Source organism: Henriciella litoralis, assembly GCF_002088935.1.
GTDB lineage: Bacteria > Pseudomonadota > Alphaproteobacteria > Caulobacterales > Hyphomonadaceae > Henriciella > Henriciella litoralis.
The window spans coordinates 1-8467 of record NZ_NCSS01000002.1 but is presented as its reverse complement, the minus strand read 5'-3'; the positions used below and the strand labels follow the sequence as shown (position 1 = coordinate 8467).

Here is an 8467-nt window from a genome sequence, read left to right as displayed (position 1 = left end):
ATGCCGTTGGCGATGCCCGGACCGAAGATGCCGAGCGCGAGCATCGAAAGCGCGGCGAGCACGATCGCCATGGCGTCTTCGATTGTCGGCTCGCCCGTGAACCCGGCGGTGAACTCGCCAAAGATGGTCGAGCCGATGCCGACGATCACGGCGAGCACCAGGACCTTGACCCCGGACGAGATCACCAATCCCAGCACCCGCTCGGCCATGAAGGCGGTTTTGTTGAACAGGCCGAAGGGTACGAGGATGAAGCCGGCCAGCGTGGCGAGCTTGAACTCGATCAGCGTGACGAAGAGTTGGATAGCCAGGATGAAGAAAGACAGGAGGACGACCAGCCAGGCGAAGAGCAGAATGATGATCTGAAGGAAATTCTCGAAGAAGGAGACGAACCCCATCAGATCGGAAATCGACGCGAGAATCGGACGGCCCGCATCAAGGCCGATCTCGGCGATGCGGCCGGGCTGAAGCAGCTCGCCGGCACTGAGGCTGCCGCCCGAAGCGATGAGGCCGAGCCCGGCGAAGCTTTCGAAAACGATGCGCGCGAGTGCGTTCCAGTTGCCGATGATGTAGGCGAAGACGCCGACGAAGAGCGTTTTCTTGATGAGCCGGGCGAGGATGTCGTCGTCGGCGCCCCAGGCCCAGAAGAGCGCAGCAAGCGTCACGTCGATGACGATCAGGGTTGTTGCCAGGAAGGCGACGTCGCCGCCGAGCAGGCCGAAGCCGCTGTCGATGTAGGAGGTGAAGACCTGCAGGAAGCGGTCAATGACGCCAACGCCGCCCATATCCTACTCCTTCTCGGGATCGTCGCCGGGAAGCCCGAGAAATCGGCGGCGTTGCTCTGCCCAGGCGGCGCGACACGTCGTGTCGATTTCCAGCTCTTCCGGCGTCACCGTTCGGCAGCGAGAAAGTTCCGCCTGCAAAGGATTGTTGGTCACGGGAGGAACCGATGGCGTTTCCGGAGTGACCGTATTCGCCAGCTCAACCGCGGCGAAGAGCGCAGCGAGCCCGCCCAAGGCGATGGCGACGGGCCTGATGATTTGGTCGGGAGAGCTGCGCACGGAACTTACCGGAACATGCTGACGGCGGTTGGCGTGTAGCCGGTCCCGTAATCGAGGAAACGGCTGAGGTTCTCGCGTCCCTGTGCCTCAGCGGAGGCGCGCCGAGCCGCGTCCAGCGCGTCCGCGCGGTTCTGCGCGGTGATGGCGGCGGTTAGGTCCGTCATCTGCTGGCTTTGCAGGGCGAGAAGTTGATTGCCGGCCTGCGCCGCCTGCAAGGCGCCGACCGCACCCTGGCTTTGCGAGACGAGAGTGCTCAATTCCGTGCGCGTCGCTTCAATATTGCCGACGACGCCGGCCTGGACCTTCAACGCGTCTTCATAGCCTGCAACCGAGGTCCGCCAGCGCGCCTCGGCATTGGCGTTCATGGCGGCGAAATCGCCGGTTGCTGCGGCGTCTCCATATTGTTCTGAGAAGACGCGTTCGATTTCGGAGACGACGTATCCAACGCGCTGCGCTTCGCCCAGCAGATCTTCCGTCTGCTGCATGATCGACCGCAGACGCGCCAGCGATGAGTGCGGCAGGTTTGCGAGGTTGCGTCCCTGGTTGATCAACATCTGCGCCTCGTTCTGAAGCTGCGTGATCTGATTGTTGATCATTTCGAGGGTGCGTGCGGCGGTGAGAATATTCTGCGCGAGGTTGGTCGGATCGATGACGACGTCGCCGACGCCGAATAGCGCATAGGCCGGTTGCATCGGCGCCAAAGCGATGGCTCCGGTCAGCATGAGGGCGGCGAGTTTCTTACGCATGAGTAGTCTCCGTGGTTTGAGGGGATGGGATCGGATCAGGTGTTTGGCCGAGCAGTTCGACGGCCCAATCGAGACCGCGACGGGCGAGCCAGGCTGCGGCGAAGCCGTCTCGTCCGTGTTCGGAGAGGATGTCGGTGATGGCGGCGTGATCGGTCTTCGACGATGCGGCCGTGAAGGCGAGCGCGACCTCGCCGAGACCGAGCGAGAAGAGCCGATTGCCGCGGCGCGACTGGCAGTAATAGTCCCGCTTCGGCATGGCCCGCGCGACGATCTCGATCTGGCGTTCATTGAGGCCGAAGCGGCGGTAGATGTCGGCGATCTGCGGCTCGAAGGCACGCTCGTTCGGCAGGAAGATGCGCGTTGGACAGCTCTCGATGATGGCGGGCGCAATCGCGGAATTGTCGATGTCGGCGAGCGATTGCGTGGCGAAGAGGACGGAGGCGTTCTTCTTCCTTAGAGTCTTAAGCCATTCGCGGAGCTGGCCGCCAAATGTCCCGTCATCGAGCGCGAGCCAGCCTTCATCGACGATGATGAGGCTCGGACGTCCATCGAGGCGATCCTCGATCCGGTGGAACAGATAGGCGAGCACGGCCGGCGTCGCGGCCGATCCGATCAGCCCTTCGGTCTCGAAGGCCTGGAAATCGGCTGTTCCGAGTTCTTCTGTTTCGGCGTCGAGCAAACGCCCGAAGGGGCCGCCAAGACAGAATGGCGTGAGCGCCTGTTTGAGTTCGGTCGACTGCAACAGGACGGATAGCCCCGTGAGCGTTCGTTCTGCGACAGGCGCCGAGGCGAGCGAGGTCAGCGCCGACCAGAGATGATCCCGCGCGACCGGATCGATGGTGACGCCTTCTCGCGCGATCAGGCCGGACAGCCAGTCCTGCGCCCAGGCGCGTTCGCCGATATCGTCGATGTTGCGCAGCGGCTGAAGCTGGACGGCGGCTTCGTCATCCGAAAGCGCGCCGGCGAGATCCTGCCAGTCGCCACCACAGGCGACGGTCGCACAGCGGATCGAGCCGCCGAAGTCGAAGGCGAAGATCTGCGCGCCCGCATAGCGACGAAATTGCAGCGCCATCAACGCCAGCAACACGGATTTGCCCGACCCGGTCGGACCGACGACCAGCGTGTGCCCGACATCGCCGACATGGGGTGAAAAGCGGAACGGAGTCGAGCCTTCCGTCTCCGCGTAAAAGAGTGGAGGTCCGTCCAGATGATCATTGCGCGCCGGTCCTGCCCAGACTGCCGATATCGGGATCATGTGGACGAGATTGAGCGTGGAGACCGGCGGTTGACGGACATTGGCGTAGAGATGGCCGGGCAACGAGCCGAGCCACGCCTCGATGGCGTTCAAAGTCTCGGGCATGCAGGTGAAGTCACGACCCTGAATGACTTTTTCCGCCGCCTTTAGCTTGGCGTCCGCGACGGCTTCGTCCTCATCCCAGACGGTCAGCGTAGCGGTGATGTAGGCGGCGCCCGCCATGTCGGCGCCGAGCTCTTGCAAGGCTTCATCGGCGTCGGCGGCCTTGTTCGCCGCGTCGCTATCGAGCAGCGTCGACGCCTCATTGGTCATCACCTCTTTCAGGATCGCGGCGATGGATTTGCGCTTGGCGAACCATTGCCGGCGGATGCGCGTCAGCAGTTTGGTCGCGTCGGTCTTGTCGAGGCAGATAGCGCGCGTGACCCAGCGATATTCGAAGGGTTGGCTATTGAGCTCATCCAGCAGTCCCGGCCATGTGGCCGTGGGGAATCCGATGATGGAGAGGCTGCGCAGATGCGCCCCGCCCAAACTCGGCGTCAACCCGCCGACAAGCGCGCTATCGGCCAGGAGCGCATCGAGATGCATCGGCGTTTCGGGCAAGCGCAGGCGTTGACGACGCGTCGACACGGTCGAATGCAGAAAGGTCAGTGTCTCTTCGTCTGAGAGCCAGGCGGCCTCCGGCATGAAGCCGTCGAGGAGATCGAGCAGGCGATCCGTTCGCGCCATAAAACTCTCGACATGCTCTCGCGGGTTGAGGCTGCTGTCGGGCGCGTCCTCATAGAGCCATCGTCCCGCGCGGCTCGTATCGTCGAGCGGCGGCATCCAGACGAAAGTCAGGAAGTAGCTGCTTTCGAAATGTCTGGACGCATCTTCAAACTGGGCGCGTCGTTCCACGTCCACGAGGGCGGAAACGGCATCGGGAAAATGTGAGAGCGGATAGTCGCGCGCCGGCGCCCGCTGCGCTTCGACGAACACCGCCCAGCCCGATCCGAGCCGGCGAAGGGCGTTGTTGAGCCGGCCGGACACGGCGACGAGTTCTGACGGTGTCGCGGAGTCGAGGTCAGGCCCCCGAAACCGTGCGGTGCGTTGCAGACTGCCATCCTTGTTGAGGATGACGCCCTCCGCGACGAGCGCCGCCCACGGAAGAAAATCTGCCAATAGCGAGGCGGTCGAGCGATATTCGGCGAGGCGCATCATCGCTCAGACTCCGAACCAGGTTGGGAAACGAAGATGCCGGCGCGCAACATCGACGATCTGGGCGTCACGTTTTGCGGCCCAGACCGCGAGGAGATGGCCGACAAGCCAGAGTGCGATCCCGACCACCCAGAGCCTAAGGCCAAGTCCGACGGCTGCTGCGAGCGTGCCGTTGGCGATGGCGACCGTGCGGGGCGCGCCGCCGAGCAGGATCGGTTCGACCAGGGCGCGGTGGACGGGCGCGTAAAAGCCCGGAATGTCGGCCAGCTCGCGCATCAGATCAGCGCTCCGCCGCCGAACGAGAAGAATGACAGGAAGAAGCTCGACGCCGCGAAGGCGATGGAGAGGCCGAAGACGATCTGCACGAGGCGGCGAAAACCGCCGGAGGTGTCGCCGAAGGCGAGCGTCAGTCCTGTGACGATGATGATGATCACCGCGACGATCTTGGCGACCGGCCCTTCAATGGATTCCAGGATTGACTGGAGCGGCGCCTCCCAGGGCATGCCCGAGCCCGCCGCATGGGCGGGCGCGACGAGCAAAAGGCTGAACGCGAGCGCCGTCGCGTAAAGCGGCCAGCGCGGATAGAGAATTGTGGTTTTGGTCATGGATGGTCTCCTGTCCTGGGGTGAAGAAGCGGTTGGATCTGGTAGTCCCCGGTCGCATCGAGGCCCTCGACGCGGGCGAGTTCGGAAAGTCGGCGCGCCGATCCGCGCCCCGAGAGGACGGCGATCAGGTCGATTGTCTCGGCGATCATCGCGCGGGGCACGGTGATGACGGCTTCCTGGATGAGCTGTTCGAGGCGGCGCAGCGCGCCGAGCGCTGAACCGGCATGGATGGTGCCGATGCCGCCGGGATGGCCGGTGCCCCAGGCTTTGAGGAGATCGAGCGCCTCAGCCCCGCGCACCTCGCCGATGGGGATGCGGTCAGGCCGCAGGCGCAGCGAGGAGCGAACGAGATCGGAAAGCGACGCGACGCCATCCTTGGTCCGCAGAGCGACAAGGTTCGGCGTCAGGCATTGGAGCTCGCGTGTGTCCTCGATCAGAACGACGCGGTCGGAGGATTTGGCGACTTCCGCCAGCAATGCATTGGTGAGCGTGGTCTTGCCGGTCGAGGTGCCGCCAGCGACAAGGATGTTGGCGCGGGATGTGATGGCGTCGCACAATGCCGCCGCCGCATCGTCTGGCATGATCTCGGCGCGGACATAGTCTTCGAGTGTGAAGACCGCGACGGCCGGCTTGCGGATCGCGAAGACCGGGGCGGCGACCACAGGCGGAAGAAGCCCCTCGAACCGCTCCCCTGTTCCCGGCAGCTCCGCGGACACACGCGGAGCGCCAGCATGAACCTCTGCGCCGACATGGTGCGCAACCAGACGGACGATGCGTTCGCCGTCAGCGACGGAAAGCTCTTCGCCGGTGTCGGCGAGGCCTTCGCTCAGGCGGTCGACCCAGAGGTTCCCGTCGGGATTGAGCATCACCTCGACGACGATCGGGTCCGCAAGCCAGGTGGCGACATGCGGCCCGAGCGCCGTGCGAAGCATGCGGGAGCCGCGCTCGATCGCTTCGGATTTGAAAGGTTGGTCGGTCATTAGCGGCCCCGCGTTTGATTACGGGGACGATCAAGAAGACCGTTATGTAGGGGTCAGCAACAGTTTTGAGGGCGTAGTAGTGGTGTAGCGCGCAATGGCAGGATAATGTGGAAGTGGCGCGCAAGATTTCCGGCGGTTCAAGCTCGCGGCAGATATCGCTGTCGGCTTCTTCGATCTTATCGCCGGAAGTGCTCTTCCTGGGCTTGGGTCTAGTGGTGGGGGCTCGGCCGCTCCCATCATCCGTCGTCAATTGGCTCGGGTGGTCTGCCTCCAGCAAAGCGGTCCGTTGTTTGAGTTAGCGCGTTTTCCGAGCGACTTGAATCATTTGGGATCCACAAGACGAGCGGATTCTGATTCACGATGTCGGCTGATGAAGGAGGTCAGCCTGTCCTGGGGAGACGCTTTCGATTGATCTGAGGCTTCAGGCATTAGCCGCCGTTGATGCGGCGACCGCACCTCGCACCGGATAGAGACGCATGCCGATTTCATCTTCGCACTGCTGGACGAGCGTGGCGACATCACACTTGAAGAGATACGTGCTGCCCTGGCAGAGCGCGGTTTTCATACGGCGGTCTCGACAATCTGGCGGTTCTTCGACCGCCGCGCCATCACGCGTAAAAAAATCGGCCATGCCAGCGAGCAAGACCGCCCGGACGTCCTGATCCGGCGCGAGGCGTGGTTCGAGGGACGGCCCGAGCTTGATCCCGACCGGCTGGTCTTCGTCGATGAAACCTGGGTCTCGACGAACATGACGCGCACCCATGGCCGCTGCGGGCGCGGCGAGCGGCTGAGCATGAGCGTTCCGTTCGGGCACTGGAAAACAACCACGGTGGTGGCCGGGCTTTGCACCAGCGGGATGGTCGCCCCATGTGTTCTGGACGGGCCGATCAATGGCGAGGCTTTCACCGTCTGGGTGGAGCAGTTCCTCGTACCCACCCTGTCGCCCGGCCACACGGTGATCCTGGACAATCTCTCAAGCCATAAGGGACCGAAGGTGCGGGAGCTGATCAAGGCTGCAGGCGCAGAACTCGTCTTCCTGCCGCCCTACAGCCCCGACCTCACCCCATCGAAAAGGCCTTCGCAAAGCTCAAGGCTCCTCCGCGAAAGGCCGCCGAACGACCCGTTGATACGCTTTGGAACACCATAGGACACATCGTCGACCTGTTAAGCTCGCAGGAATGCCTCAACTATTTCGCCACCTGCGGATACGATGCAGATTGAATGGAAGCCGCCCTAGTGCCGGCGCCGATTGACGCGCTTTGGATCGGTAGTCCGGCCCTGACAGAGATGATGAGGGCGTATCAACAAGCCTCAAAGACAAGCTATGGTGCGCCGTGGATTCTGATGACCTTGTGGACGAAGATATCAGATCGATCCGCAATAGAACCGAACGCCTTATGCAAGCTGCAGGCTTGTGGGGCGCTAGCAAGCGCAGAAATTCCAACACGACGGTCCGGGATAAACGCCACCGTCCATCTGGTGATCTGATCGACCCGAACTCCATGCCGCTGAACCGAATGTGCTCTGGGTCGCTGACAATACCTATGTGCCCATCTGAGCAGGCTTCAAATTTATCGAGGGCTGGTACAATCCCGGCAGACGCCACTCAGACCTAGGATACATGTGGCCAATAAACTACGAAAGCTGCCGACTGGACACGCTAGAATCTGCTAGCTCATGACCGTCCAGGCAACCGGAGGAGGTCTACTGCTCCAAAAATAAGCGCCTCTTGCGCGTCCGTGAAATTCGATGCGTTCATCATTCTCGCTTCACCTCAGCCAGATTCCAGAATACCGGAACTCTAAGCAGAAATGATCCTGTGATTGTCGAGCAGAGCAACTCTACTCGACGAGAGTTCAGGCGAGCAGATCATTATCGGTAAGCCTCGGCCTCACCTCGCGCCTGGAACTAGCTTTTCAAGACATCGACGGAGATCTCTAAGGTCTTTGTCGTTGAAATCTGCAAACAACTCACCAGCAACCCTCCTTCCTGCCCGATCAATCTCAGATTTCCGTGAGTTTGCCAATTGAGAAGGCACAATTCGCCACACGCGACGATCCTCGACGTCCGCGATCCGGGATACATATCCACTTCTCTCTAATTGGTCTATTAGAGCGCCAACCGAGGCTCGCCCCAACTCCATTTTCTCGGCTAATTGAGTTTGAGTAGGGTTAGAAAGCCGAAAAACGTACAGTATTGTTCTCCATTGCGCGCGCGTTAGTTTCAACGCAGCCATATCGAGATCGAACCGACGTCGAAGTTCACGCGTAACGTCGCTTAGTAGAAAAGCGAGCTCGATTCGCTCGTCGCCCAGGAAACTACTATCTGCGAATCCGTGAATTTGCTCTTGCGCCATCTGAGGTGGTCCTGTTTTTACTGCACAGTCTTCCGGCCTTGCTAAGGTATATCCCTTGCAGTTAATCAGGCCGCTTTTCTGAATGCGATTTCCTCTCCGTATGCCTCATCGGGCGTGGCCTTGCCAAGGGCCGAGTGTGGCCGCTCGCAATCGTAGAAGTGCATCCAGTCGTCGATGATGCGCTAGGCAGCGAAGCCGTCGGCAATGTCCTGAAGGTAGACCGCTTCATATTTGAGCGACCGTCAGAGACGTTCGATGAAGATGTTGTCCATG

The 8467-nt window shown here is 61.7% G+C and carries 9 protein-coding genes and 1 pseudogene; 1 reads left to right on the top strand and 9 read right to left on the bottom strand.

What is annotated here, in order from left to right; all coding sequences use genetic code 11:
• The 7 genes from trbL to trbB all read right to left on the bottom strand — a co-directional run.
• A partial coding sequence (gene trbL / locus B8783_RS00065; protein ID WP_084417744.1) for a P-type conjugative transfer protein TrbL occupies positions 1-782 on the bottom strand: 782 nt, incomplete at its 3' end.
• Between the two features lie 3 nt (positions 783-785).
• Positions 786-1058, bottom strand: a complete 273-nt coding sequence (trbK-alt, locus tag B8783_RS00060; protein ID WP_084417743.1) for a putative entry exclusion protein TrbK-alt — start codon at positions 1056-1058, stop codon at positions 786-788.
• Between the two features lie 5 nt (positions 1059-1063).
• Positions 1064-1804: a P-type conjugative transfer protein TrbJ gene (gene trbJ / locus B8783_RS00055; RefSeq protein WP_084417742.1), complete on the bottom strand. Its 741-nt coding sequence runs from the start codon at positions 1802-1804 to the stop codon at positions 1064-1066.
• Positions 1797-4256 (bottom strand): conjugal transfer protein TrbE, encoded by a 2460-nt coding sequence (trbE, locus tag B8783_RS00050; RefSeq protein ID WP_084417741.1) that lies wholly within the window; start codon positions 4254-4256, stop codon positions 1797-1799. Before trbE ends, trbJ begins: the two co-directional genes overlap by 8 nt.
• Before the next feature lie 3 nt (positions 4257-4259).
• The gene (locus tag B8783_RS00045) at positions 4260-4529 is read right to left on the bottom strand and encodes a VirB3 family type IV secretion system protein (protein WP_009802149.1); all 270 of its coding nucleotides are present in this window, start codon (positions 4527-4529) and stop codon (positions 4260-4262) included.
• The gene (locus B8783_RS00040; protein WP_009802150.1) at positions 4529-4858 is read right to left on the bottom strand and encodes a TrbC/VirB2 family protein; all 330 of its coding nucleotides are present in this window, start codon (positions 4856-4858) and stop codon (positions 4529-4531) included. Before B8783_RS00040 ends, B8783_RS00045 begins: the two co-directional genes overlap by 1 nt.
• Complete coding sequence (gene trbB / locus B8783_RS00035; RefSeq protein WP_084417740.1) at positions 4855-5838, bottom strand: P-type conjugative transfer ATPase TrbB; 984 nt, start codon at positions 5836-5838, stop codon at positions 4855-4857. The genes B8783_RS00040 and trbB overlap by 4 nt, the downstream gene beginning before the upstream one ends.
• Positions 5839-6289: 451 nt before the next feature.
• Between trbB and B8783_RS18275 the strand changes: the two are divergent.
• Positions 6290-7059, top strand: a pseudogene (locus tag B8783_RS18275) (IS630 family transposase); the annotation flags it as partial.
• Between the two features lie 670 nt (positions 7060-7729).
• Here the strand turns inward: B8783_RS18275 and B8783_RS18790 are convergent.
• Positions 7730-8074, bottom strand: coding sequence for a MarR family transcriptional regulator (locus B8783_RS18790; protein ID WP_407646311.1), 345 nt, complete (start codon positions 8072-8074; stop codon positions 7730-7732).
• A 185-nt stretch (positions 8075-8259) separates the two neighbouring features.
• Positions 8260-8370 (bottom strand): hypothetical protein, encoded by a 111-nt coding sequence (locus B8783_RS18785; RefSeq protein WP_407646310.1) that lies wholly within the window; start codon positions 8368-8370, stop codon positions 8260-8262.
• Positions 8371-8467: the final 97 nt, after the last annotated feature.